The sequence below is a fragment of the Streptosporangium sp. NPDC002544 genome (assembly GCF_040295965.1).
Classification (GTDB): Bacteria; Actinomycetota; Actinomycetes; order Streptosporangiales; family Streptosporangiaceae; genus Streptosporangium.
In genome coordinates, this window is sequence record NZ_JBEOWJ010000024.1 from 14,052 (window position 1) to 39,480 (window position 25,429).

Below are 25,429 nucleotides of genomic sequence, written 5' to 3' on the forward strand. Positions count from 1 at the left end.
CGGCTGAGGAAACGGAGGACGGCGTGACGGGCGACCAACTCGAAAGCACACGGCAGGCGTTACGGGAGGCGGTGGCGCACGCGGAAAGGGCTTCCGAGCTGGCCCGTCTGCTTGACGCGGCACAGGCCAAGATCGCTGACGCGGAGCGGGTGGCCGAAGAACTGCGTGGGGTGCGAGAACTTCTCAGCGAGACCGAGGAGCGGCTGGAGGCGGCGAACGCGGCCGAGGAGAAGCTCCGCAAGGACCTGGCGGAGCAGCGTTACCAGGCCGAGGTGGCCAGGTGGAAGCTCTCCTCGGTGCAGGTGGCCCGCTGGTCCAGGCTCGGTGACGCGATCAAGACGGGCAAGAGCAACCCGGTGCGGCTGGCGCGTGGCCTGCGCGGGGCAGCCAAGCCCGCCAAACGCCCGACCGCTCCCAAACGCCAGCCGGTGCCGCGCAAGAGCGGCGACAAGACGGCGGTGCCCGGCGCGTCCTTCCAGGCCACCAGCTCCGTCAGAACCGTCGGCGGCAGGTCGGTCAAGCTCAAGCCGTTCCGCGTCCCGACCGGGCCGAACACCCGCCCGCACCTGACCGCCGCTGTGATCGCCTCACCGCACGGCGAGGCACTGCTGCGCTACGAGTGGCGCCAGAGCACCGGCTTCACGCCCAAGGACTTCGCCCGGGTGCTGGCGGCGGAGGTCCCGCACCTGCTGCTGGTCGAGTCGGTGACCGAGGGGCCGTGGGCACAGGAGCTGTCCCGGCCGGGCCAGGGGCTGCGCGCCCTGCTGTCCTGGTGCGCGGAGCGGGGCATCCGCACGGTCTTCTGGCACACCGGGGGCGAGGCCGCCGGATTCGTCGCCGCGGCCAGGCTGTTCGAGCACGTGGTGACCGCGCTGCCCAAGTCCGTGGGGGCCTGGGGCGCCGCGCTGGCGGCCCAGGAGCCCGAGCCGGGCCGCCGGGCGCCCTCGCTGGGAATCCTGCCCTTCGCCATCCAGCCGCGCGTGCACAACCCGCTGCCGCTGGCCGGGGACCGGTTCGAACGGGTGCTCTCGCTGGAGGAGCTGCTCCCCGGGCACCTGTCGTATCCGGACGTGCTCACCTCCTACCGCTGGCCCGTCGCGGTCGACTGCCCGCCGGGCACCGAGCCCTGGCGGATGGCCGAGCTGGCCGCCTGTGGAACCTCCATCGGCACCGAGCCCGACCCGCGCCGGGCCCACCTGGCGCTCCGCCAGGCGTACGCCTCGGGCACGATGACCAACAAGGTCGACGATCTGCTGGACGCGATCGGCCTGCCCAGCGGCCGGGCCACCCTGAACATCTCGGTGATCATGATCGACCGGGGCGACCTGGACCACACGCTGGCCCAGGTCGCGCCACAGAAGGGCGTCGTCCAGCTGGTGCTGCTCTCGGACGTCCCGGACGCCGCCGCGCGGGCCCGCGCCGCGCTGCCCGACCAGGTGCACGTCACGGTACGCCGCCCCGACCCCGGCCTCACCACGGGCGGCATGCTCAACCGCGCCCTCGACCTGTGCCAGGGGGACCTGGTGGCGGTCATGGACGCCCGTGACCGGTACGGAGAGCACTACCTGACCGATCTCAGCCGGGCGTTCCTGTTCGCGAGCGCCGACATCGTCGGCAAGGCGGCCTACTACGCCCACCTGCGCGACGTCGCGGCGACGGTGCTGCGCCAGCCCTCGGCGGAGTACTCCTACCTCCCCGACGTCGCGGGGGCCACCCTGCTGGCCCGCCGTACGGTGCTGCGCGGCATCGGCTTCGCCGACGTCTCGGAGAACTGGGCCGACGTGCTGATGCGCCAGTGCCGCGCGGACGGGATCAAGGTCTTCTCCGCGGACCGCTTCGGCTACGTCTGCCTCCGTGACCGCGACCGCTGGCTGCTCGGCTCGGCCCAGCTCGTCGACTACGGCCCGGCCGACCCGCACGCGCTGATCTGAGCGCGTACGTCCGGAGTCTAGGCTGACCAGATGAGGCCAGGCGCGCTCGGTGAGGTCCTCGGCCTGCCGCCGATCCCCAAGGGGACGTGGGCCGAGGAGGCGATCTACGTCTCCCCGGCCGCGCTGCGCCGGGGAGAGGATCCGGAGCGGATGGCCGACCGGCTTCGCGCGCTGCCGGGCATCGCGGCCGTCCGGGTGCCGGCCGGCGGTTTCCTGGAGATCGTGGTGTCCGTGCCCGGCGAGCTCGTCACGGAGATCGGCGGGCCCGTTCCACCCGTCACGGGCACGTCCCCGTGGGACGACCTCCCCAGGACGTGGGCCAACCCCGGGTTCGTCGTCAGGTACGCGCACGTACGGGCGGTCGCCGTGCAGCGCTGGGCGGTGGAGCTGGGCGTCGGCGGGGCCTTCAGGCCCGAACTGCTCGACGACCGCAGGGACCGGGCGGTGCTCAGGTCGCTGGCCGAGGTGCACGGCAGGCGGGTGAGCCGGGATCCCGGGTGGGCCGCCTACGCCGAGCACCTGGCCCTGGCCTACCACGACGCCTTCGAGGGGGCCGCCCCGCTTCCCGCCGGTGACGAGGAGCCGTCGGAGCTGCACACCGCCCGCGTACGCCTGGCGCGGGCGGTACGGGACGTGCTGGCCGAGGCGCTGGCGGCGCTTGGCGAGACGGCCCCCGACAGGTTGTGATAGACCCTCTCAAAGAAGATCAAAAAGATCAGGAGAGCGGCGAATGGGCGGTCCCCGCGACTGGGAGGCGTACGAGCCACGCCGCCCCGGGATGATCCGACGGGTGCTGCCGATGCTGCTCGCCTTCGCGGTGATCCTCGGCGGGCTCGCCTATCTGGGAGGCGACCTGCGCGAACTCCTCGGAACCGCGCCGGGCTCGCCCCGCTCGGCCGCGGCGACGCACCGCCTGTACGAGGAGACGGGGCCGATCGACGCCCGCTGCGGCACGCTCCCGGGAAACCTCGACGCCGACGCCCGCACGTCGCTGAAGGCCCTCGCCGGATGCCTGGACCGGATGTGGGCGGACACCCTGGCGAGGGCGGGCATCGACTACGCGCCGCCGGAGGAGGTGCGGCTGATCGCCGTCCCCGAGGCGGCCGCGTGCGGGATCGACGACTACGACTGGGCCGGGATCTACTGTCCCGACTCCCGCGTCGTCAACGTGCTGGTCGAGGACGAACCGGCCTTCCCGATGATGTTCACGCTCGCCCACGAGTACGCCCATCACGTTCAGGAGGTCAGCGGGATCGCCGACCAGAGGGGTTCCGAGGCCTTCGACGAGGCGTGGTCGCGGCGGCTCGAACTCCAGGCGGACTGCCTGGCGGCGGCGACGTTGCGCATCGCCACGCCGCGCCGGCTGGAGAGCCTGCGCGGCTTCGCCGGGCACGATTCCGGCGCCGAGGACGGCGCGGAGGCGGGCTACCGGCAGTCGCACGGCTCGGGCGCCAGCAGCGCCGAGTGGATGCGGCGCGGCCAGGAGGGCGGCACGGTGGCGTCCTGCAACACCTGGGGCGCTCCCGCCGAACGGGTCTCCTGAGGATCCTGTCGCGACGCGACATTAAAATATGTCGCCAAAGTGGTCAATAACGTAAAAAGTTCGCGTGTTCGAGGGCGATCGCGTCTCGATAGGTGGGCAATCGTCTCAGGGGGATCACCGGGTCCGATAGCCTCGATCGGGTGAGTCGATTCGCCCATCCCGCCGGTGACCGGCATGCCGAAGTGCTGCCCGAGGAGCGCCCTCCGCACGCACCCGCCGACCTGAACATGCTTGACCCGACCATCTGGCCGCGAACGTCGGACCGAGCCGACGGCTCGATCACGATCGGCGGCGTGGACGTCAGGGACCTGGTCGCCGAGCACGGCACCCCGCTCTACGTGGTGGACGAGGAGGATTTCCGTTCCCGCTGCCGCGACTACGCCGGCGCGTTCTCCGGGGGCGAGGTCCACTACGCGGGCAAGGCGTTCCTGTGCCGCGAGGTCGCCCGCTGGATCATGCAGGAGGGCCTCGGCCTCGACGTGTGCAGCGCCGGTGAGCTCGCCGTCGCGCTCAGCGTCGGCTTCCCGCCCGAGCGGATCACCATGCACGGCAACAACAAGTCGTACGCCGAGCTGGAGAGGGCCGTCGAGGCCGGTGTCGGGCACATCGTGGCCGACTCCTTCGAGGAGATCGCCCGTCTGGGCTTCCTCGCCGACAAGCACGGCAGGCGCCCCCGGGTGATGATCCGGGTCACCGTGGGCGTCGAGGCCCACACCCACGAGTTCATCGCGACCGCCCACGACGACCAGAAGTTCGGCTTCTCGCTGAGCTCCGGCGCGGCGGCGGAGGCGGCCAGGCGGATCCTCGCCCTGCCCCAGCTGGAACTCGTCGGCCTGCACTCCCACATCGGTTCCCAGATCACCGACACCGCGGGGTTCGAGGTGGCCGCGGGCCGCCTGGCCAAGCTCCTGGTGCAGATCAAGAACGAGCACGACGTCGTGCTGCCCGAGCTCGACCTCGGTGGCGGCTACGGCATCCCCTACGTCGACGGTGACATCGCGCTCGATGTCAAGGAGATCGCCGACAGTCTGCGGGAGATCGTCAGCAAGGTGGCCAGGACCGCCGGGCTGCCGGTGCCCAAGCTCACCGTCGAACCCGGCAGGGGCATCGCCGGGCTCGCCGGGGTGACGCTCTACGAGGTCGGCACGATCAAGGACGTCGAGGGGCTGCGCACCTACGTCAGCGTCGACGGCGGCATGAGCGACAACCTCCGCACCGCCCTCTACGGGGCCGAGTACACCGCGCGCCTGGCCTCCCGGGAGAGCGCCGCGGAGCCGATGCTCTCCCGGATGGTCGGCAAGCACTGCGAGAGCGGCGACATCGTCGTGCGCGACCTGTGGCTCCCCGGAGACCTGGCCCCCGGCGATCTGGTCGCCGTCGCGGGCACCGGCGCCTACTGCCGCTCGCTCGCCAACAACTACAACTACCTCCCCAAGCCCGCCGTGGTCGCGGTCAAGGACGGGGTGTCCCGCGTGATCGTCCGCAGGGAGACCGAGGACGACCTGCTGAGAGGACAGCTGTGAAACGACCGGGAGCGGACGAGAAACCCGCGCGTGGCGTGGGCGAGAGGGGGGCGTGATCGTATGGCGCTGAAAGTCGCACTTCTGGGATGCGGGGTCGTCGGCTCCCAGGTGGTCAGGCTCCTGCACGAGCAGGCCGACGACCTCACCGCACGCATCGGGGCACCGCTGGAGCTCGCCGGGGTCGCCGTGCGGCGCCTGGGCCGCAGACGGGACGCCGACGTGGACCCCGCCCTGCTCACCACCGACGCCGAGGCCCTGGTCACCCGGGACGACATCGACATCGTCATCGAGGTGATCGGCGGAATCGAGCCGGCCAGGGCACTCATCCTGGCCGCGCTGAACGGCGGCAAGTCCGTCGTCACGGCCAACAAGGCGCTGCTCGCCGAGGACGGCGCGACGGTCCACGCCGCGGCCAGGGCCGGCAACGCCGACCTCTACTTCGAGGCCGCCGTCGCGGGCGCGATCCCGCTGGTCCGCCCGTTGCGCGAGTCGCTCGCCGGGGATCACGTCCACCGTGTGCTCGGCATCGTCAACGGCACCACCAACTACATCCTCGACAAGATGGACTCCACCGGGGCCTCGTTCTCCGACGCGCTGGGGGAGGCCCAGGCACTGGGCTACGCCGAGGCGGACCCCACCGCCGACGTGGAGGGCTTCGACGCCGCGGCCAAGGCCGCGATCCTCGCCGGGATCGCCTTCCACAGCCGGGTGACGGCCGCCGACGTGCACCGCGAGGGCATCACCGAGATCACGGCGACGGACGTGGCCAGCGCCAAGGCCATGGGCTACGTCATCAAGCTGCTGGCGATCTGTGCCCGCTCGGAGGACGGCAGGTCGTTCGGCGTACGGGTGCATCCGGCGATGATCCCCAGGACGCATCCGCTGGCGGGGGTTCGCGAGGCGTACAACGCCGTGTTCGTCGAGGCGCAGTCCGCCGGCCAGCTCATGTTCTACGGCGCGGGCGCCGGCGGCGCACCGACCGCGAGCGCGGTGCTGGGCGACATCGTGGCCGTGGCCCGCAACGTGCTGGCGAGCACCCGGGGCTCGGAGGAGTCCACCTACGCGGACCTGACCGTGCACCCGATGGGCGAGACCGTCACGCGCTACCACGTCTCGCTGGACGTCGCCGACAAGCCCGGCGTGCTCGCCAGGGTCGCCGACATGTTCGCCAAGCAGGACGTCTCCATCCAGACCGTCCGTCAGGAGGGCCACGGCGCGGATGCCCAGCTCGTGCTGGTCACCCACCGGGCCAGCGACGCCGCGCTCTCGGCCACCATCGAGGGCCTGCGCGAGCTGGACATCGTCCGCGACGTGGTGAGCGTCATGCGGGTGGAGGGCGAGGACACCCCGTAGCGCGGTGACCTCCGCTCCCGGGACACCGGTGATTCGCACCGCCCGGTGCGTCCTCCGCGAAGCTCTTCGCGGAGGACGCACCGGGCGGTGTCATGCCGGGCCGGTATCAGGTTCCTGGGTATTTGATAACGGCTAAATCGGCGGTCTCTATAGGCTTATATGGTGTTTTTTTACGCTTTATTTGCTGTTCCAGGGGAGGGACCACCATGAAGATCTTTCGTCGGGTGGCCGTGTTCTCCGCGGCGCTGGCCATCGCGATGGCGCCGGGACAGATCGGTCAGGCGAAGACCGCGAAACCCGCCAAGAAGGTGGAGACCGTCGTCTCGCTCACCTTCGACGACGGTGACTCCACGCACCTGGCCGTGGCCCGCATGCTGGAGAAACGCGGCATGCGTGGAACGTTCTACATCAACACCGACACCATCGGCGGCGAGCTCAAGCTGACCCGTCGCCACCTCGCCGCGATAGCCGGGAAGGGCCACGAGATCGGCGGTCACACGCTGACCCACGTCCGCCTCACCGAGCTCACCCAGAGCGAGCAGGAGGGGCAGATCTGCGACGACCGCAGGAGGCTGGTGGCGTGGGGGTACCGGCCGGCCACCCTCGCCTACCCGTTCGGCGCGGTCGACTCCGACGCCAAGGCGGTGGCGAGGCGGTGCGGCTACGACGCGGCCCGCTCGGTCGGCGGGCTCAGGGAGTGGAAGTGCCCCGGCTGCCCGGCGAGCGAGACCACACGCCCGAAAGACCGCTACGAGATCCGCACGCCAAGCTCCGTCCGCGAGGACACCCTGCTGCGACACATGAAACAGCAGGTGCTCAACGCGGAGAAGAGCGGTGGCGGCCTGGTTCCGCTGGTGTTCCACCGGGTCTGCGACCGCTGCGGACTCTACTCGGTGGCTCCCGAACGGCTGAACCCCTTCCTTGACTGGCTGGCGGCGCGCAAGTCCCGCGGCACCGTCGTGAAGACGCTGCAGAGTGCCGTCGGTGCCCGCTACCGCCCCGTGCCCGGCTGAGGAACGGGCCCTTCGGGGCCTCTCCGCGATCCCCGCGGGTCCGTAGGGCCGGGGCACCGGAAGGCCGTCAGGAGCCCTCGGTGAGCCTGCGGAGGCCGCGGGCGGCGCGGCCGAGCAGGGAGCGTTGCCGGGCCTGGCGCAGGGCGACGGCCTCCAGGCGGCGCTGTTCGGCCTTCTCCTTCCACCTGACGGTGTCGCGGCGGCCCTTGGCGGCCGCCGCGCGCAACTCCTTGAGCTCGGCCTTGAGCGCGGCGATCTGCCGCTGGGCCCGTTCGGCCTCCCGCGCCCGCGACTCGGCCGCCGCGCGCCAGCGCACGGCCTCCCGGTTGCGGTTCGTGGCCCAGTAGGGGTAGGCGTGCGCCGCCGGCCGCAGCCGCCAGGACTCCGCGTCCAGCCAGGTCGCGCCGTGCAGTTCGGCGATCACGTCGTCGAGCGACTCGCCCTCGCGGGCCACCCGCCTGGCCCTCGCCACGGCGGAGGTCCGCTCCAGACGGGCGGCCAGAACGCCTGACTCGTCCTCGTCCAGCGCCACGAGCAGCAGGCCCTCGTCGTCCTGCTCCGCCCGCTCGACCAGCATGGCCAGCGACTCCGTCCCGGGTACCCACCCGGCCGGGCAGACGAGCCGGAACGGTGCGGGAGCCGAGGTCGGCGGGACCCGTTCGACGAAGGAGACGCGGCCGTCGTGGGCGTACTGGCCGCGCAGCAGCCGCAGGTCGAGCAGCGGGTCGTCCAGCGGCCCGCCCACCGGTTCATGGCGCTCGCCCGCAGGCGACGCCCACGGCCCGGCCAGGGTGACGTGCACGTCGGGCAGGCTGCTGGCCAGTGCCCCGTCGACGCTCGCCCTGACGTCCTCGAAGGAGGCGCCTCGGGCGTCCACCACGACGTCGACGTAGGGGACCAGCCACTGCCGGCCCGCGTCGGTGCGCAGGTGGCGCCGGTAGGGGACCCGGTCGGCGATGAACGGGTCGTTGTGCCGCCTGACGTCCGCGGGCCTGCGCATGGCGGTCGTCGTGCCCAGGTGCCAGCTCAGCGCCTCGGCGTCGGGGACGAACACCGCGCCCGTCTGGGTGAGCCGGTAGCCCAGCTCGGTGTCCTCGCCGAGCCGCAGGGAGGTGTCCAGCCCTCCGGCCTCCTTCAGCAGGGCGGCCGGCAGTGAGACCGTCGCGCCCACGTGGACACGGTGCAGCAGCGAGCTGGGCGCGCCGCGGAAGCCGCGGTGCGCGGCGACGAGCTCGACGATCCAGTCGTGCCCGTGCTCGGGGTCCTCGATGAAGAGGGAGTCCGCCTTGTCCTTGGCGACGGCGATCTGGACCTCGGCAGGGGTGGGCGGGGTGCCCGTCATGGCGGTGAAGCGCAGCGTCCCCAGCACCACCAGGTAGCCGGCCAGGTGGTGCCAGCGCATGTGCGCCTCGACGTGCTCCCGGTAGGAGACGATGTCGGCGTCCATCCGGTGGATCACCTCGCCGTCCGCGACGGCGGTGCCGGTCTCCAGGGCCCAGGCGATGCCTCGGCGGCCGGGGGCGCCGGGGACGATCCGGGTGCGTTCGGGGGCGATCTCGGGGAGCCGGAGCGGGGGCGCGCTGCCGTCGTCGACGACGATCACCTCAAGGAGGTGCGCGGGGTAGGTCTGCGCGGCGAGCGCGGCCAGGGTGAGATCCAGCCTGTCCTGCCCTCCCCGGGCGGGGATCACCACGCTCACCGGCAGGCGCGGCTCCCACGCGCCGAGGACGGGCGCCGGCAGCACCCCGTAGTCGTTGCCGGGAATCCGCGGCGCGGCGGCATGGACGGCGGCATGGACGACCGGAACCGGCGGCGCGTCCGGTGCGTCAACGGGCTCCCCGACCGGGACCCACGGTGTGCGCGGCGCGTTCACGGTGCCTCCGGGGGGAGTTCCATGAGCGCGCTGGGCCGGAAGCCGCGCCACTGGCGCTTGTTCCGGCGCAGGAACGTGCCGATCGGCTCACGCCAGGTGTGGTTGGCGACGTTGCCGCGCCGCAGGATGTAGCCCAGGCCCTGGGTGCGGTAGATCTGCCCGCCCGCGGCCTGTACGGCGTGCTGGAACTGGGCGTCGATCGTGCCGGGCAGGGGACGGAAGCCGCCCACGGCCTCGAAGGCGGAGCGTTCGGCGAAGATGGTCCCTCCGGCGATGAAGTTGGTGATCTGCTCGGTGACCTGCTCGCGGTGGACGGTCACCCCGATCGAGGCGAGGTAGACGAACTCCGGGACCATGCCCACCACCTGGGCCCCCGAGTAGGAGTGGGCCAGCAGCAGGTCGGAGATGAAGTCGGGCCCGTACCAGTCGTCGTCGTCCATCTTCAGCAGGAACGATCCCGACGCCCTGGCCGCGGCCTCGTTCAGCACGGCCCCGAACACGCTCTCCTCGTTCGCCTCGAACACGGTGACCGGCCGCTCGAAGGAGGCCAGCGCCCCGCTCACGCCGGGATGCGTCGCCGGGATGCCGTGCAGGGCGAGGATCACCTCGAACTCGGCGCCGCGCTGCCTGGCCAGCTGCTCCAGCGCGAAGCCCGCCATCTCCGGGCGGCGGGTGGCGAGCAGCACCGAGACCGGCGGCGAGGGCCTCGCGGGGGCGCCGAGCTGTTCCCAGCGGGCGCGGACGCCATGGCCGCGCAGCGCCTCGCGGCGCAGCCGGATGCTGTGCTCCTCGCGCTCCAGGTCGTCCTTGAGCGCGGGCTCGTCGACCGAGGTGATCAGTCTGGCCAGCTCGGGGCCGAGGGCGCCGGCCCAGCGCGGCACGGCCTCGGAGACCAGCGGCACCCCGGCCGCCGCCAGCCCGGTGACGACGCGGAGCGCGGCCACCGGGCCGCTGTGACCGCGCCGCCAGTCCACCCGTACCCCTCTGACCTGCCTGATCCGGTTGACGTCCACGTCCGTGACGGCGCCGGAGGCCGCGAAGGCGGTGAGGGTCCGGCCACCGCAGGTGATCGCCCAGCGGCCGGACTCCACGGACAGATCGGCGGTGCCGAGGGACGGCACGGTGACGAAGCCCATGGGGTTGACCGAGCGGTCGTCGACCGGTGGGACGGTCCGGGGTTCTGACAGGTCGCCGAGGCCGGCCTGGAGGATCCTGCCGCCGCCGGGGCGGCCGAGCCGCTCCCAGCTCATCAGCTCGGCGACCGGGCGGTCCACCGGGCTCTCGTCGCCGGACCAGGGCGGCGGCTCCTCGCCGGCCGCGCGCACGACCAGGTCGGCGCCGCGGGCACCGAACCTGTCGGGGACCGGCCCGCTCGGTGAGGACGGGGCCGCGTTCGGGTCACCGGGCCGCCAGTGGGCCGCTCCGGGGCCGGCCAGACCGGCGACGGGCGCGGCGACGGCGTCCATCCGGTGTCCCGCGAACGCCCTGGCGGTCGCGGCGAGCGTCCGCCCGGCGGGTGCCGGTTTGGAGAACCGCGCCTCGATCACCCAGGCGGGCGCCTCCGGCTGGTGGACCCGGAGTTCGACGAGCGACCGCCAGCGGTGGGCGGGAGTGGGCGAGGGCACCGGCGCGGTGTACCAGTGCGGCGTCTCTTCCACGGCGACGACCACCCGGGTGGCCATGGCCAGCAGTGACTGCAGGCTCGCGGCCCTGCGGAGGTCCGTCGGGGTGCGGGCGAGCACCAGGATCTCCGCGGCGCCCTCCTCCGCGCGCGGAATGCCGTCGAGGTCGCCGTCGAGGTCCATCGCCCCGTACGACTCCAGCTCGCCGAGTGTCTCGAAGCCCGCGCAGTAGACGAGGACGCGCCGCTTGCCGTTCCGCTCCCCGGCGGTGCGGACGAGATCGATCAGAAGGGACATCAGCCGTTCTTCCCCCGCCGCGGAGCCGTCTGCCGCCCGGCCGCCGGGATGATCCCTCTCAGGGGGCCACGCCGCCGCTCGTCCCGCGGGTGCCCGGCCTCCGCCCGCAGGCGCTCGGTCTCGGCGCGCAGGCTCTCCACCTCGCCCCGCAGCCGTTCCGCCTCGCGTTTCCACCGGGTGCTCTCGGCCCGCCACTTCGCGGGGTCCCCGGCGACGGGCTCCGCCTCCCCGGCGGTCGTCACGCCGAACTCGGCGGCGCTCACCCACAGGGAGCCGAAAAGCTCGTGGACGGCACCGTCGATGTCACCGTCGGTGTCAGCGTCGATGTCACCGTCCGGGGTGCCTCCGGTCACCAGCGCCGCCCTGGCGAAGGCGGCGGTGCGCTCCAACCTGGCCGCCCTGACCCCGGTGGCCCCCTCGTCGAGCACCGCGCTCAGCAGCCCGTACCCCTCGCTCTCGGCGAGTCTCACCAGCTCGGCCAGGCTGTCGGCGCCGAGTGCCCACCCGGCGGGGAAGGAGAGGCGGAACGGCGCGGGTGCCGAGCCGGAGGGCGCCTCCTCGGCGAAGAGGACCCGTGGCTCATGGGCGTACAGGTTGCGCACCAGACGCAGATCGAGCAGCGGCTCGTCGAGGGAGGGGTGGCGCCCGGCGGGGAGCCGAGCCCAGGGCCCGACCACGGTGACGGCGACGTCGATGAGGGTGCCCGCGAGCGCGCTGTCCACGCTCGCCCGCACGTCCTCGTAGCGGGCGCCGCCGACGTCGACGACGACGTGCACGTACGGCACCAGCCAGGTCCTGCGCGGGTGGGTGCGCAGCCAGCGCAGATCGGGGATGAGGTCGGGCAGCACCGACCAGTTGTGCCGGTGCACCTCCTTCTCCCTGAGCATGACCGTGGACGGGCCGAGGTGCCAGCCGCGGGCCTGCGGGTCGGGGATGAAGACCGCGCCCGCCTGCGCGAGACGGAAGCCGAGATCGGTGTCCTCGCCCATGTTCAACGCGGTGTTCACGCCGCCGGCCGAGCGGAGCAGTGCCACCGGGACCGATGTGCTGGCCCCCGAGTGGAGCCGGTAGGCCCCGGAGCCCGCGTCCCGCAGCCACCGGGTCTCCTTGAGCACGCCCGCCCGCCACTCGTGTGGCGCGGACCCGTCGAACAGTCTCTCCGCGTCCCCGGCCTGCACGGCCGAGAGGACCTCCCCGGCGCGGGGCCAGGTCCCGTCGGGGGTGAAGCGGACGTCGCCCATCACGACGGCGTAGGGGAGGAGGTGGTGCCAGCGCAGGTGCGCCTCGACGTGCTCCCGGTCGAGGATCATGTCGGAGTCGACCCAGTGCAGGATGTCGCCGGCCGCCGCCTCGGCGCCGGTCTGGCGGGCCCAGCCTCGCCCCCAGCGGCCTTCCGGTACCCGGACGAGGCGGGTGCCCGCCGGGGTGATCTCGGGGACGCGCAGCGGCGGGTCGCTGCCGTCGTCGACCACGACCACCTCCATCAGATGCGCGGGGTAGGTCTGCGCGGCAAGGGCGGCGAGCGTGCGGTCCAGAGCGTCCTGGCAGTCGTAGGCCGGGATCACCACGCTCACCCTGAGCCGGGGCTCCCACCGGCCCAGGTCGGGCGGGAGCAGAGGCCCGTAGTCGTTCTGCCTGACCCTGGCACGCGGGACGCCGGTCCGGCCGGCCAGGTCGTCGCCCCCGGCCCCGCTCACGCCTCTCCCCCCGGGGGGGCCTGTTCGGTCCGCGCCTCCACGGCGGCCAGTCGCGGCAGCAGGTCGTTGACCATCTCCGCCATCTCCTGGCGCTGCGGTATGGAGACCAGCCGATCCTCGCCCAGCGAGACCAGGATCGTCTGCAGGTCCTCGTCCCGCTTCCGCTCGTGCTCCCTGAGCAGTTCGACGATCTCGTCCAGCCGCCGGTCCAGCCGCTCGGTGGCGGTCTTGACCGTGGCCAGCTCCGCTTCGTAGCGCTTGATGCGGGTGTCGATCCGCAGGGCCTTGCCGTCGACCCTGCGCACCGTCGCGATCGCCAGCATCTGGACGGCGAACACCGTCGCGATCGCGCCGAGCACGACGGCCGCCGTGGCCGAGATGACATCGGTGCCCGCGAGCAGCGTCAGCGTGATCAGTACCACCGGACCGATGGTCGCCGCCAGAAGCGTCAGTTTTCGGGGCGTGGGCATCCGCGCTTACCTTCCATGCCGCTCTGTCATTACCTGTTCATTGATGGGGAGATAAATGAGGCTATCCGCTCTTCAAGTGCAAATATGGCTGGAAATGGGAAATTCCAAGGTTCCCGTGACCTGTGTGACAGCTGTGAGTGATTAATGGTGATCACACAGGTCAAGTGGGAAGTGTGGTGAGAAGGGATCTTCCTGCCTCGCTATCCTTCGGTCGTGCCCGCGCAGCCGATCTCCCTTCCCCCGTCCCTTCTCGCCACACCGGCGGGCTTCCTGCGGTCGGCGGCCGGGGAGACGGCCGAGCTGTCCTGGACCGGCGAGGGCTGGCTGGCGGCCGGTTCGCCGCTCGGCGACCGGCCGGACGCCGAGGAGGCGGCCCGCCTGCGCCCGCTGCGGGGACTGGTCGTCCGGTGGCCCGCCTCCGAGGTCCCGGTCGGCGCGGTCACCGGTCTGGCCGCGGCCGGGGTGCCGCTGCACGCCGCCGTCTCGCCGGACTGGGTGGATCCCGAACTGGCCCGCCTGCTCGCGGCCTGGGCGCCCGAGGAGGACGACGGCTCAGGTCTCCGATCGGTGACCGCCCTGCGCAGGGAGGAGCACAGCGTGCGACTACGCCGCCACGGGCTCCGCGACCGGATGGGGACAGGCCGGGCGGAGACGCCGCCCACGGTCAGCGTCGTGATGTCCAGCATGCGACCGCACCTGCTGGGCGCCGCGCTCGGCCAGATCGCCGGGCAGCGCCGGGTACGGGTCGAGGTCCTGCTCGGCCTGCACGGCGTCCCCGCCGCGCACGAGGAGGTCAGGCGGGCGCTGCGCGGGTGCACCCTGCCCGTCACGGTGGTCGAGGCCGAAGGGGAGACCCCCTTCGGGGAGGTGCTCAACCTGGCCGCCTCCAGGGCGGCGGGCGACTATCTGGCCAAGTGGGACGACGATGACTGGTACGGCCCCGAGCATCTGGCCGACCTGCTGCTCGCCCGCGCCTACTCCGGGGCGGACATCGTCGGCACCGCGGCCGAGTTCTTCTACCTGGAGCCGCTGAACGCCACGATCCGCCGTACCGACTACACCAGCGAGGTCTGGTCCGAGCACGTCGCCGGGGGCACGATCCTGCTCCCCGCCGGCACCTTCAGGGACGCGGGCGGCTTCCCCCCGCTGCCCCGGGGCGTCGACGCCGGGTTGCTGAAGGCCGCGCACGCCGCGGGGGCGCGCATCTACCGCACCCACGGCCTGGGTTATGTGCTGCGGCGTTCGGTCGGTGCCGAGCACACCTGGCGGCTCTCCCTGGCCCACTTCCTGCGCGTCGCGTCGAACCAGTGGCGCGGTTTCCGCCCGAGTCTGATCCTGGAAGCGCGATGACAGCACGGATAGCCGGTAACGACTACCGGAGCCTCACGCCGCCCGCCCTGGGGGCCTGGACGCCCTCGCTCCGGGTGAGCGTCGTCATTCCCGCCTACGGTGACCAGGAGAAACTCGACCTGGCACTCGCCGGGCTGGCCGTGCAAACCTACCCGGCCGCGCTGACCGAGGTCATCGTGGTCGACAACGGCAGCAGTCCGCCGCTGCGCCTGCCCGAACTCCGTCCGGAGGGCACCAGCCTGATCGTCTGCCCGATCCCCGGCCGGGCCCACGCCCGCAACGCCGGTCTGTCGGCCGCCACCGGTGACGTGATCCACTGGCTCGACTCCGACGTGGTTCTCGACCGCAGGTCGGTCGAGGCGCACATGCGCTGGCACCATGCCGCCCCGTACCTGGCGGTCACCGGTTACCTGCGCTTCACTCCGGCCCGGTTGCCCGCTCCCGAGGTGGTGGCCGCCGCCGACGACCTGGCCAAGCTCTTCGAGCCCGCCGAGCCGCATGCCTGGCTGGTCGACCTCGTCGAGCGCACCGACGGCCTCACCGCCAACCCGCACCGCGCGTTCAGCCTGCACGTCGGCGGCGCGACCTCGGTCAACGCCGAGCTGCTCGCCGCCGCCGGGCCGATGGACACCGACCTGATCCTCGGCCAGGACACCGAGATGGGCTACCGGCTCGCCCAGGCGGGTGCCGTCTTCGTCCCCGAGCCGCTGTCGCGCGCCTTCCATCTGGGCCCGACCATGCGCATGCGCGGCAAGGCCCCGATCGACCGGGTCAGCCACGCGTTCGTGGCCGACCGGATCCCCTCCTACCGCTGGCTCCGCTCCCATCCGAGCAGGCAGTGGAAGGTGCCGTACCTGGAGGTGGTCGTCGAGCCCGGGGGCAGGACGGGGCGGGAAGGTCCCGGATACTCCTACGACGAGGTCCGCGCCACGGTCGACGCCGTCCTCGCGGGTACCCTGCCCGACGTCGCGGTCACCCTCACCGGCCCGTGGGACCGCATCGGCACGGAGGGGCGCGCCCCGCTGAAGGATCCGGACCTGGACCTGGTGCTGATCCGCGGCCACTACGCCCACGAGGCCAGGGTCCGCTTCGTCGACGAGGCCTCCGTCACCTCCGCTGTCACCTCCGTCCCGTCCGAGGACTCCCGGCAGCCCCGCGCCGGTGGCACCGCCGCCCCCTACCGGCTCAGGCTGCCCGCCGGGTGGGTGCCCGGTGACGACACCCTGGCCCGCCTGCTCGACCTGGCCGGGGACGACGGCTACGGCCTGGTCTCGGTGCTGCTGGCCGAGGGGGGACAGGACGGTGACGGCGGTGCGGCCGGCGGGCCCGGAGCGGGCTCGGAGCGGATGATCGTCGCGGCGCGGCTGGAGCGCGCCGCCGCGTTCGGGCGTGCCGCGATCGTGCTGGAGGAGGGAGAGGACCTCGACGACGCCGTGGAGGACACCTTCGGCGTGATCTGGGTGGACGGCGAGACCTACGGGTTCGCGTCCGAGGCCCGCCCCATCGTCGGCCGCCGGGGTGCCCACCGGGCCAGGATCGAGGCCGAGGCCCAGGTGGCCCGTCTCACCAGGGAGAACGAGCGGCTCCGCGGTCAGGTGACCAAATGGCGTGACGAGGCGGGCCGCTGGCGAAAAAGCGCGGTCGAGCTGCGGCGCGAGGTCGGCACCCTGCGCAAGGAACTGGCCGCCGCCAGGAAGGTCGTCCAGTACGGGCTGCTCTCCTCGGTCAAACGGGCCATCACCCGCCGCCGCTGACCTTCCCGCACCGGTCTCTCTCCCCCCCCGCGGACGCCCGCTCGCGCGGCGCCGGTCAGCGTTCGTTCCCGACGGTGCCGACGCCGCCCAGGAAGTAGGAGCCGATGTCCCGGTACGGCACGGTGGTGCCGGGTTCCGGGCGCCATTCGGGCAGGTTGACGATGCCGGGCTCGACCACGTCGAAACCCTCGAACAGACGGATGATCTCTTTGCCGGTACGGGCGACGAAGGGTGAGGAGGCCCCGTCGTAGACCTGGGTGACCCCCTCCGCCGCCTCCGGGCGCGCGTCGATCGCGACGTGGGACAGGACGAGGTGGCTGCCGGGGGCCATGGCTCGGCGCAGGGTGGCGATGATGCCGAGGGGGTCCTCCTGGTCGGGAACGAAATGCATGATCGCCAGCAGGAGTATCCCCACCGGCTGGTCGAAGTCGATGGCCGCGCGCACGTCCGGGTGCTCCAGAATCTCCTCCGGCCGGCGTACGTCGCCCTCGACTATGGTCACATTCTCGTTCTTGCCGAGAATCGCCCGGCCGTGAACCAGGACCGTCGGATCGTTGTCGACATAGACGACCCGCGCGTCGGGCGCGACCTGGTGCACATTGTTCTGGGTGGGCAGGCCGGCACCGATGTCGAGAAACTGGCGGATGCCCGATCCGGCGAGGAAACCGACGGTCCTGCCGAGGAAGGCGCGGTTGGAACGGGCGCTGTGCCGGACCTCGGGGATGACCTCCAGAACCTTCTCCGCAGCCTCCCGGTCTGCGGGAAAGTGGTCTTTACCCCCTAAATAGTAGTCGTACATACGTGCGACGTTAGGAATGTGGGTTTGAACACCCTTGGGTATCTGGTCGGTCACACCCTGCTCCCTTATGGGGATATTTCTTGAATTGTATGGATCATAGTCATTCGGACCATTGGAGAAGCTCTACCGGAACTGGCAGGATCGCGCCATGGCCGTCACCCCCCCGCGCCGTGTCCTTGGCCTCCAGCTCGCCGACGGCATCGGCCGCGGCAACATGTGGGCCTGCCTGTCCATGGCGTTCGCCTCGACTATGATCATCTCTTTCCTGCCCGCCGCGCAGCCCTACATCCTGGGCGCCGTCCTCGGAGTGGGCAAGGCGGACCAGGGCAAGGTCGTCGGCCTCCTGGGCGTGGCCGCCGAGATCGCGATGATCGCCAGCCTGGCCTGGTACGGGGCACTGGCCGACCGGCACGGTCGCCGGCCCATCGTGGTGGCCGGGTTCGTGCTGTGCGCGCTGGGCACCGCGCTCTTCCCCTTCGCCGCGAACGCGACGGTCCTGGTGGTGCTGCGGGTGATCTTCGCCCTCGGCGTGGCCGCCCTCAGCGCGATGCTGTCCACGGTGGCGATCGACTACGTCCGCAACGGCTCCAGAGGAAAGTCGTACGGCCTGATCGGCCTGTTCAGCGGGCTGGGCGCGATGCTCGCGGTGCTCGGCCTGATCCGCCTGCCCAAGATCCTCGAGGACGGGGGGATGGCCCCGGCCGGCGCCGCCCGAGCCTCCTTCCTGATCATCGCCGCGGCCGTTCTCGCGGTCGCCGCGCTGATGTGGTTCACCCTGTCAAAGGAGGGGGTCCCCGGTGCCCCCGAGCGCCCCCCGCTGCCCCGCCTGGTCAGGGAGGGTGTCACGCTCGCCCGCGACCCCGGCGTGGCGCTGTCGTACGCGGCGGCGTTCGTCGCCCGCGCCGACCTCGCGGTGGTCGCCGGCTTCCTGTCCCTGTGGGTCGTCGACCACGCCACGAGCGAGCGCGGCATGTCCGGGGCGGAGGCCCTGGCCAGGGCCGGAGCCGTGGTCGGTGTCGCGCAGACCGTGGCCGTGCTCGCCGCCCCGCTGTTCGGCTGGCTGGGCGATCGCATGCGGCGCCAGGACGTGGTCATCCTCGCCCAGACCGTCGCGGCGCTGTCCTATCTGTCGACATTGCTGATCAGCGACCCACTCGGCTCCGGGATGATGCTGGTGGCCGTGCTCATCGGCCTGGGGGAGATCGCCGGGATAACCACCGCGGGACCGCTGCTGGCCCAGCAGGCACCCGCCGGGGTGCGCGGCTCCGCCTACGGGGTGCAGACCCTCTGCGGCGCCCTGGGCATCCTCACCGTCTCCGCCCTGGGCGGCCTGCTCTACGACGCCTGGCGCCCGGCCGCGCCGTTCGTGGTGTCGGGCACGCTCGGCCTGCTCGTCGTCGCCTTCGGGCTGGTCGTACGGCGCCGGGTCACGCCCCTGCCGGAAAGCCGCGAGAGCGTGGGCGTCCCGGCCTGATCCGCCCCGACCGGCGACGGTACGGCTCAGTTCCTGAGGGAGGTGCGGAGCCTGCCGAGGAGCGTGCTCCACCCGCCCCGGGCCTGGTGCCGCCCCTGCCCGGCGCCCTGTCTCACCGCCTGCGGCGCGCTCTTCCGCTCGGGGGCCGGAGCCTGGGGCCGGGGCGCGGACGGGGCGGGGGGCGCCGTCTCGGCGGGCCAGAACTCCGGCCGCGCCCCGCGCCGTACACCGTGGGTGGCCCTGACCGAGGCGGCGACGGCGGCGACGTCGTCCGCGCCGAGCAGCCTCGCCCGGCCCAGCGCCTCGGTCCGCTCCAGCGTCGCCTCGCCGTCGGCGCCGAGATCGACGACGAGCATGCCGGAACGGTCGCCCTGCATCGCGGTGATCATCCGTTCCAGCGAGTCACGCCCCAGCGGGACCGAGGTCGGAGCGGTATAGCGGAACGGGATCGGGGCGGGGGTTTCGGAGACCTCGTCGGCGAATCGCACCCGCTCGTCGTGGGCGAAGTGCTCACGCAGCAGCCGCAGGTCGAACAGAGGGTCGTCCAGCACCGGCCGGCGGTCCGCGGACAGCTTCGACCAGGGGGCGACCAGGGTGACGACCACGTCGCCGAGAGACCCGTCGAGTGCCGCGCTCACCGCCTCGCGCACCTGTTCCCCCGGCCCCTCGGCACCGAGCACCACCTCCACGTACGGGACCAGCCAGTGGCGGCCACGGTCCTTGCGCAGGTCGCGGCGGAGCGGCACCCGGTGGGCCAGGTAGGGGGCGACGACCTGTACCGCCCGCTGCCGGTTGCGGCGCTGGGCGGGGAGTCCCAGGTGCACGGCCTGGGCCTTCATGTCGGGGATGAAGACCACGCCGTGCGCGGCCAGCCGGTAGGCGAACTCGGTGTCCTCGCCCCGCAACACCTCCGCGTCCACCCCGCCCACGGCGCGGAAGATCTCGCGCCGCATGGAGACCGTCGGCCCCGTGCACACGTGGTAGGGGTTGCGGCTGGCCCGCAGGCCGTTGGTGCGGGAGATCGTCTGCTCGGTGGAACTGGGCAGGGCGTCCGCCAGGTCGAAGACGGACTCCAGCCGGCCCGCACGCACACCGTCGTGCACCTGGGCCGCCGTCAGCGACGGCTCCTCGACGAACTTCTTCGCGCCGATCGTGACCAGGTAACCGGCCAGATGGTGCCATCGGGCCAGCGCCTCGATGTGTTCGCGGCAGATGACCATGTCGGCGTCGAGGCGCTGGATGATCCGCCCGTCGGCGAGGGCGGCGCCGGTGTTCACCGCGTGGGCGATGCCCCAGCCCGAGGGGTCGGTGGTCACGAGCCTGGTGCCCCGCGGGACGATCTCCGGCAGCCGCAGTGCGGGCTCGCTGCCGTCGTCGACCACGATCACCTCCATGAGGTGATCCGGGTAGGTCTGCGCCGCCAGGGAGGCGAGGGTCAGATCGAGCCTGTGCTGTCCGCCGCGGGCTGGGATGATCACACTTACCGAGAGCTCCGGATCCCACGCGCCGAGCGCGGGCGGGTCCAGGGGGGAGTAGTCGTTGTGCCGGATCGGTGGCAGGTCCGCCGCCGCGCCGCCCGTCATGATGTGGCACCCCTTGTCTGGTTCGTAGCCCGTCAAGTGTTCGGCCCATCGCTTGTCAAGGCCTGTCAAGCTCCGCAGACCCTACCGGCCCATTCTTAGGGTTTCCTGTAGGCAGGACGCCCCGGGTGTCCATTCGGTGGACAGCGCATCCCAAGGCTGAACAGGTTGCCCGTAGACTCTTTTTCCAACACCGCAGGTAGCACGCGCACGGATTGGCCGCGCGCGGGAGGAGCAATCATGACCAGGGCGTGGCGTGGCCTCATCGAGGAGTACCGTGACCGACTTCCGGTGACCACGGCGACGCCCGTCGTCACGCTCCTGGAGGGCGGCACCCCGCTCGTCCCGGCGAACCGGGTGTCGGCGCTGACCGGCTGCGAGGTCTACCTGAAGGTCGAGGGCCTCAACCCGACGGGAAGTTTCAAGGACCGTGGCATGACCATGGCCATCAGCAAGGCCGTCGAGGACGGGGCGAAGGCGGTCATCTGCGCCTCCACCGGCAACACCAGCGCCTCCGCCGCCGCCTACGCGGTCCGCGCGGGCCTGACCTGCGCCGTGCTGGTGCCCCGGGGCAAGATCGCGATGGGCAAGCTGGCCCAGGCGCTGGTCCACGGGGCCCGGCTGCTCCAGGTCGAGGGATCCTTCGACGACTGCCTGGAGATGACCAGGAAGCTCTCCGAGAACTACCCGATCGCGCTGGTCAACTCGGTGAACCCGTTCCGGCTCCAGGGCCAGAAGACCGCCGCCTTCGAGATCGTCGACACGCTCGGGGACGCTCCCGACATCCACTGCATCCCGGTCGGCAACGCGGGCAACATCTCGGCGTACTGGATGGGTTACACCGAGTACGCGGGCGACGGCATCGCGACGAGGACGCCCCGCATGTTCGGCTTCCAGGCCAGCGGTTCCGCGCCGATCGTCAACGGTGCGCCGGTGACCCACCCGCACACGATCGCCACCGCGATCCGCATCGGCAACCCCGCCTCGTGGCGGCTCGCCGAGGCCGCCCGCGACGAGTCCGGCGGCGTCATCCAGGCCGTCACCGACCGCCAGATCGCCGCCGCGTACAAGCTGCTCGCCCAGGAGGAGGGCGTCTTCGTCGAGCTCGCCTCCGCCGCCAGCGTGGCGGGCCTCCTCCAGGCCCACAGCCAGGGCCTGGTCGAGCCGGGGCAGCGCGTCGTGTGCACGGTGACCGGAAACGGCCTCAAGGACCCCGACTGGGCCATCTCGGGCGCCCCCGCCCCGGTGACGATCCCGATCGACGCGCACGCCGCGGCCATCGCCCTCGAACTCGCCTAGGTCCTGTGCCACGGATCCTGTCGTGGCGAGGGCCGGTCGGGCGGTACCCCGCGGGACGGCGGAGGGAGCCGTGGTGTTCCGCGGTGACCGGCGGCAACATGGCGGGGCACCGCCCGGCCACGATGGGCGGAAGATCCGAGGGGCGGGGCCCAGTGAACCCGGCACGCCGCGACCGCCCCGGTATCGCACCTGGAAATCCCACAGAACCGGGCAGATAGGAGAAGCCACTTGTCCGCCATGGCCACGCCATCGAGCCGTGCCCCGGGAGATCTATGATCAGCGGCAAGGTGACCGTCCAGGTCCCCGCGACCTCGGCGAACCTCGGCCCGGGATTCGACACGCTGGGTCTGGCACTTGGCCTCCACGACGAGGTCGAGGTCGAGCTGTTCGAGCCCTCGGGGGGCTCCGGCTCCCGGAGCGTCGTCATCGAGGTCGACGGAGAGGGCGCCGGCGAGCTTGACGAGGGGGAGGGGCACCTCATCGTCACCACGATGCGCACGACCTTCGACCGGATGGGGCTCGGGCAGCCGCCCGGGATCAGGTTGCGCTGTCTCAATCGCATTCCGCACGCCCGCGGCCTCGGGTCGTCCTCGGCCGCGATCTGCGCCGGGATCATCGCCGCCCGCGCGCTGGCCACCACCCCGTGTCAGGACGGCTCCGCCCCCGCTCACCGGCCGGGGGCGCGGCCCGAGTTCACCGACGACGAGGTCTTCGCGCTGGCCACCGAGATCGAGGGCCATCCCGACAACGTGGCGCCGTGCCTGGCGGGCGGGCTCACCGTCGCGTGGACGGACGGAACGGGCGCGCCGCACCTGGTGCGGCTGCTCCCGCACTCCGACGTCAGGCCCGTGGTCCTCATCCCCGGGTACCGGCTGTCCACCGAGGTCGCCCGGGGGCTGCTGCCCAAGGCGGTGCCGCACGCCGACGCCGCCGCGAACGCGGGGCGGGCCGCGCTGCTGGTCGCGGCGTTGACGGCCAGGCCGGAACCGGAACTCCTGCTGGCCGCCACCGAGGACCGCCTCCATCAGGACTACCGCGCGCCCGCGATGCCGCTCACCGCCGATCTGGTACGGCGGCTGCGCGGGGCGGGCGTCGCCGCGGTCGTTTCGGGAGCGGGGCCCACGGTTCTTGCGTTTTCGACCGTGAATACGCAGGATTTGATCGCAGCAGAAGTGGGTAATGACTGGCACATCCGGCCACTGGATGTCGAAACCCGGGGTGCCCGTGTTGTTTCTCCTGAGACACGCTGACATCTCTCGACCTTCAGGGAATAGCTGTGTGCGCTGGTGATGTTAGGCTGATAGCCGCACCAGGTGCCCCGCGTTGGGTGCGTGCTTGTCAGCCACACATCGCTGCATCATGTCTCACTCCGTGAGGCGTGATCGCCGCAGTGGCCTCCCCGAATCCGTCGCCTCCGAATGCTCCACATTCGGCTGGGGCAACGAAGAGGCGGCGTTTTAGGGGACATGCGCGTTCGATCTACCTCGACATCTGGTTGCCGGTAGCAATCCGGGGGGGTGTCCTCCAAGTCCCACCGTCGGCGATTCTCGATGGTGACGGCCTGGATCAGCCCTTCTCCGACAGTGGCGGCGGCTCTCCATGGGCCGTCGAGGATCGCAACGTGCAACCCGACCCGGTCTGTCCCACCGGGTCGATCGCACCACCGGGACGATTGGCTGATCATGGCCACGCCCGACCCCTGGGAAGGACCCATTAGTGAGCGACACCACCGAACTCCTCTCCGACGTCACCGGCACGGCGCCGACGTCCGGCGACACCCCCACCCGCCCCGCGGCCAAGCCGCGCCGTCGCTCCGGCACCGGCCTGTCCGCCATGGTGCTGCCCGAACTGCAGGCCATGGCCTCCGGTCTCGGCATCAGCGGGACAGGGCGGATGCGCAAGAGCCAGCTCATCGCGGCCATCCAGGAGAAGCAGGGCGTCTCCGCCGAGAGTGCCCAGGCTCCCGTCACCGCCAAGGAGACTCCGGCCGTAGCCGTCCCCGCAGCCGCGGCCGAGCCGGTCGTCGAGCGTCCGGCACGCACCCGCAGGGAACGTTCCCGCCCCGCCGTGGCCGCCGAGCCCGTTGTGGAGCAGGCGCCGCCCGCTCCCGAGCCCGTGGCCGCCGTCGTCGCTCCCGAGCCTGTCGTGGAGCAGCAGACCATCGACGCCGTCCCGGCCGAGGGCCGCGGCGAGCGTGGCGAGAGCCGCCGCGAGCGCGGTGAGCGTCGTGGCCGTGGCGGTGAGCGCGGCGAGCGCGGTGAGCGCGGTGAGCGCGTCAACGACCGCCGCGAGCGTGGCGACAACCGCGGCGACCAGCGCGGAGACCAGCGCGGAGACCAGCGCACCGACTCCCGCGCCGGCGACGCCGGCCAGAACCGTGGTGAGCGGGTCAACGACCGCGGCGAGCGCGGCGACCGCGGTGAGCGCGGCGACCGTGGAGACCGCGGCGACCGCGGCCCGCAGAACCGGGGGCCGCAGGACCGCAGCGACCAGCACGGCGTGGGCGACGACGACGACCGTCGCGGCCGCCGCGGCCGGTTCCGCGAGCGCAACCGCCGTGGCCGCGACCGCTTCGACAGCAACGAGCCCGTGGTGGGCGACGACGACGTGCTGATCCCGATCGCCGGAATCCTCGACATCCTCGACAACTACGCGTTCGTCAGGACCAGCGGTTACCTGCCGGGTTCCAACGACGTCTACGTCTCGCTGGCCCAGATCCGCCGTAACGGCCTGCGTAAGGGCGACGTCGTCACCGGCGCCGTCCGCCAGCCCCGCGACGGCGAGCGCCGTGAGAAGTTCAACGCGCTCGTCCGCCTGGACACGGTCAACGGCATGGACCCGGAGCAGGCGCGGCAGCGCCCTGACTTCAACAAGCTCGTCCCGCTCTACCCGCAGGAGCGCCTGCGCCTGGAGACCGAGCCGAACATCCTGACCACCCGGATCATCGACATGGTGGCGCCGATCGGCAAGGGCCAGCGTGGTCTCATCGTCTCCCCGCCCAAGGCGGGCAAGACGATGGTGCTTCAGGCGATCGCCAACGCGATCACCCACAACAACCCCGAGTGCCACCTGATGGTCGTCCTGGTGGACGAGCGTCCGGAAGAGGTCACCGACATGCAGCGGTCGGTGAAGGGCGAGGTCATCCACTCGACCTTCGACCGCCCGGCCGAGGACCACACCACGGTCGCGGAGCTCGCCATCGAGCGCGCCAAGCGCCTGGTGGAGCTGGGCCACGACGTGGTCGTGCTGCTCGACTCGATCACCCGTCTGGGCCGCGCCTACAACCTGGCGGCCCCGGCCTCCGGCCGCATCCTGTCCGGTGGTGTCGACTCCACCGCGCTCTACCCGCCGAAGCGCTTCTTCGGTGCCGCCCGCAACATCGAGAACGGCGGCTCGCTGACGATCCTCGCCACCGCGCTGGTCGAGACCGGCTCCAAGATGGACGAGGTCATCTTCGAGGAGTTCAAGGGCACGGGCAACCTGGAGCTCAAGCTCAACCGGCAGCTTGCCGACAAGCGGATCTTCCCCGCGGTGGACGTCGACGCGTCCGGCACCCGCAAGGAGGAGATCCTCATGGGCAAGGACGAGCTCCAGATCATCTGGAAGCTCCGCCGCGTGCTGCACGCCCTTGACATGCAGCAGGCTCTCGAGCTTCTCCTGGAGAAGATGAGGGAGACCAAGTCCAACGCGGAGTTCCTGCTCCAGGTGCAGAAGACGACCGTCAGCTCCGAGCGCGACTGACCGTTCACCGCACGTTGAACGCCCCGGCCCTCAGGCCGGGGCGTTCGGCGTCTCCAAAGCGCTTGTCTGACCCGGGTCTTCGGGATATCCCTACTTCAGGACGCATCTTC

18 protein-coding genes are annotated in these 25,429 nt (G+C 71.9%); 12 read left to right on the forward strand and 6 right to left on the reverse strand.

What is annotated here, in order from left to right; translation table 11 throughout:
- The first annotated feature begins 23 nt into the window (after nt 1-23).
- The 6 genes from ABT061_RS30990 (at nt 24) to ABT061_RS31015 (ending at nt 7,363) form a co-directional block, all read left to right on the forward strand.
- On the forward strand, nt 24-1,931 hold the full coding sequence (locus ABT061_RS30990; protein WP_350924606.1) for a glycosyltransferase: 1,908 nt from the start codon (nt 24-26) through the stop codon (nt 1,929-1,931).
- Between the two features lie 30 nt (nt 1,932-1,961).
- Nucleotides 1,962-2,618: a DALR anticodon-binding domain-containing protein gene (locus tag ABT061_RS30995; RefSeq protein ID WP_350924608.1), complete on the forward strand. Its 657-nt coding sequence runs from the start codon at nt 1,962-1,964 to the stop codon at nt 2,616-2,618.
- Between the two features lie 43 nt (nt 2,619-2,661).
- Nucleotides 2,662-3,474 carry a neutral zinc metallopeptidase gene (locus ABT061_RS31000; protein ID WP_350924609.1) on the forward strand — a complete coding sequence of 271 codons (813 nt, stop codon included), beginning with the start codon at nt 2,662-2,664 and terminating at the stop codon, nt 3,472-3,474.
- Between the two features lie 140 nt (nt 3,475-3,614).
- Entirely contained in the window at nt 3,615-4,997 is a 1,383-nt protein-coding gene (lysA, locus tag ABT061_RS31005; protein WP_350924611.1) for a diaminopimelate decarboxylase, read from the forward strand.
- Nucleotides 4,998-5,057: 60 nt separating this feature from the next.
- Nucleotides 5,058-6,350: a homoserine dehydrogenase gene (locus tag ABT061_RS31010; protein ID WP_350924613.1), complete on the forward strand. Its 1,293-nt coding sequence runs from the start codon at nt 5,058-5,060 to the stop codon at nt 6,348-6,350.
- 206 nt (nt 6,351-6,556) lie between these two features.
- Nucleotides 6,557-7,363: a polysaccharide deacetylase family protein gene (locus tag ABT061_RS31015; protein WP_350924615.1), complete on the forward strand. Its 807-nt coding sequence runs from the start codon at nt 6,557-6,559 to the stop codon at nt 7,361-7,363.
- A gap of 67 nt (nt 7,364-7,430) precedes the next feature.
- On the opposite strand, the gene ABT061_RS31020 is transcribed toward ABT061_RS31015, so the two are convergent.
- The 4 genes from ABT061_RS31020 to ABT061_RS31035 are packed head-to-tail and all read right to left on the reverse strand — an operon-like array spanning nt 7,431 to nt 13,322.
- Nucleotides 7,431-9,236 carry a glycosyltransferase gene (locus ABT061_RS31020; RefSeq protein WP_350924617.1) on the reverse strand — a complete coding sequence of 602 codons (1,806 nt, stop codon included), beginning with the start codon at nt 9,234-9,236 and terminating at the stop codon, nt 7,431-7,433.
- On the reverse strand, nt 9,233-11,155 hold the full coding sequence (locus ABT061_RS31025) for a glycosyltransferase (protein WP_350924619.1): 1,923 nt from the start codon (nt 11,153-11,155) through the stop codon (nt 9,233-9,235). Before ABT061_RS31025 ends, ABT061_RS31020 begins: the two co-directional genes overlap by 4 nt.
- Nucleotides 11,155-12,852 carry a glycosyltransferase gene (locus ABT061_RS31030; protein WP_350924621.1) on the reverse strand — a complete coding sequence of 566 codons (1,698 nt, stop codon included), beginning with the start codon at nt 12,850-12,852 and terminating at the stop codon, nt 11,155-11,157. The genes ABT061_RS31025 and ABT061_RS31030 overlap by 1 nt, the downstream gene beginning before the upstream one ends.
- Nucleotides 12,849-13,322 (reverse strand): hypothetical protein, encoded by a 474-nt coding sequence (locus tag ABT061_RS31035; protein ID WP_350924623.1) that lies wholly within the window; start codon nt 13,320-13,322, stop codon nt 12,849-12,851. The genes ABT061_RS31030 and ABT061_RS31035 overlap by 4 nt, the downstream gene beginning before the upstream one ends.
- 213 nt (nt 13,323-13,535) lie before the next feature.
- Between ABT061_RS31035 and ABT061_RS31040 the strand changes: the two genes are divergently transcribed.
- Both ABT061_RS31040 and ABT061_RS31045 read left to right on the forward strand, forming a co-directional pair.
- On the forward strand, nt 13,536-14,672 hold the full coding sequence (locus ABT061_RS31040; protein WP_350924625.1) for a glycosyltransferase family 2 protein: 1,137 nt from the start codon (nt 13,536-13,538) through the stop codon (nt 14,670-14,672).
- The gene (locus tag ABT061_RS31045) at nt 14,669-16,426 is read left to right on the forward strand and encodes a glycosyltransferase (protein WP_350924627.1); all 1,758 of its coding nucleotides are present in this window, start codon (nt 14,669-14,671) and stop codon (nt 16,424-16,426) included. The genes ABT061_RS31040 and ABT061_RS31045 overlap by 4 nt, the downstream gene beginning before the upstream one ends.
- Nucleotides 16,427-16,481: 55 nt before the next feature.
- Here ABT061_RS31045 and ABT061_RS31050 read toward each other — a convergent pair whose 3' ends face one another.
- The gene (locus ABT061_RS31050; RefSeq protein ID WP_350924629.1) at nt 16,482-17,279 is read right to left on the reverse strand and encodes an SAM-dependent methyltransferase; all 798 of its coding nucleotides are present in this window, start codon (nt 17,277-17,279) and stop codon (nt 16,482-16,484) included.
- Between the two features lie 94 nt (nt 17,280-17,373).
- On the opposite strand from ABT061_RS31050, the gene ABT061_RS31055 reads away from it, so the two are divergent.
- Entirely contained in the window at nt 17,374-18,699 is a 1,326-nt protein-coding gene (locus ABT061_RS31055) for an MFS transporter (RefSeq protein ID WP_350924631.1), read from the forward strand.
- A gap of 26 nt (nt 18,700-18,725) precedes the next feature.
- On the opposite strand, the gene ABT061_RS31060 is transcribed toward ABT061_RS31055, so the two are convergent.
- Nucleotides 18,726-20,282 carry a glycosyltransferase family 2 protein gene (locus ABT061_RS31060; RefSeq protein WP_350924633.1) on the reverse strand — a complete coding sequence of 519 codons (1,557 nt, stop codon included), beginning with the start codon at nt 20,280-20,282 and terminating at the stop codon, nt 18,726-18,728.
- Between the two features lie 237 nt (nt 20,283-20,519).
- Between ABT061_RS31060 and thrC the strand changes: the two genes are divergently transcribed.
- From thrC to rho, 3 genes are all read left to right on the forward strand, one after another.
- On the forward strand, nt 20,520-21,578 hold the full coding sequence (gene thrC / locus ABT061_RS31065) for a threonine synthase (protein WP_350924635.1): 1,059 nt from the start codon (nt 20,520-20,522) through the stop codon (nt 21,576-21,578).
- 272 nt (nt 21,579-21,850) lie between these two features.
- A complete protein-coding gene (thrB, locus tag ABT061_RS31070; RefSeq protein WP_350924637.1) occupies nt 21,851-22,828 on the forward strand; it encodes a homoserine kinase in 978 nt (325 codons plus the stop codon).
- 466 nt (nt 22,829-23,294) lie between these two features.
- Nucleotides 23,295-25,319, forward strand: a complete 2,025-nt coding sequence (gene rho, locus ABT061_RS31075) for a transcription termination factor Rho (protein WP_350924639.1) — start codon at nt 23,295-23,297, stop codon at nt 25,317-25,319.
- Nucleotides 25,320-25,429: the final 110 nt, after the last annotated feature.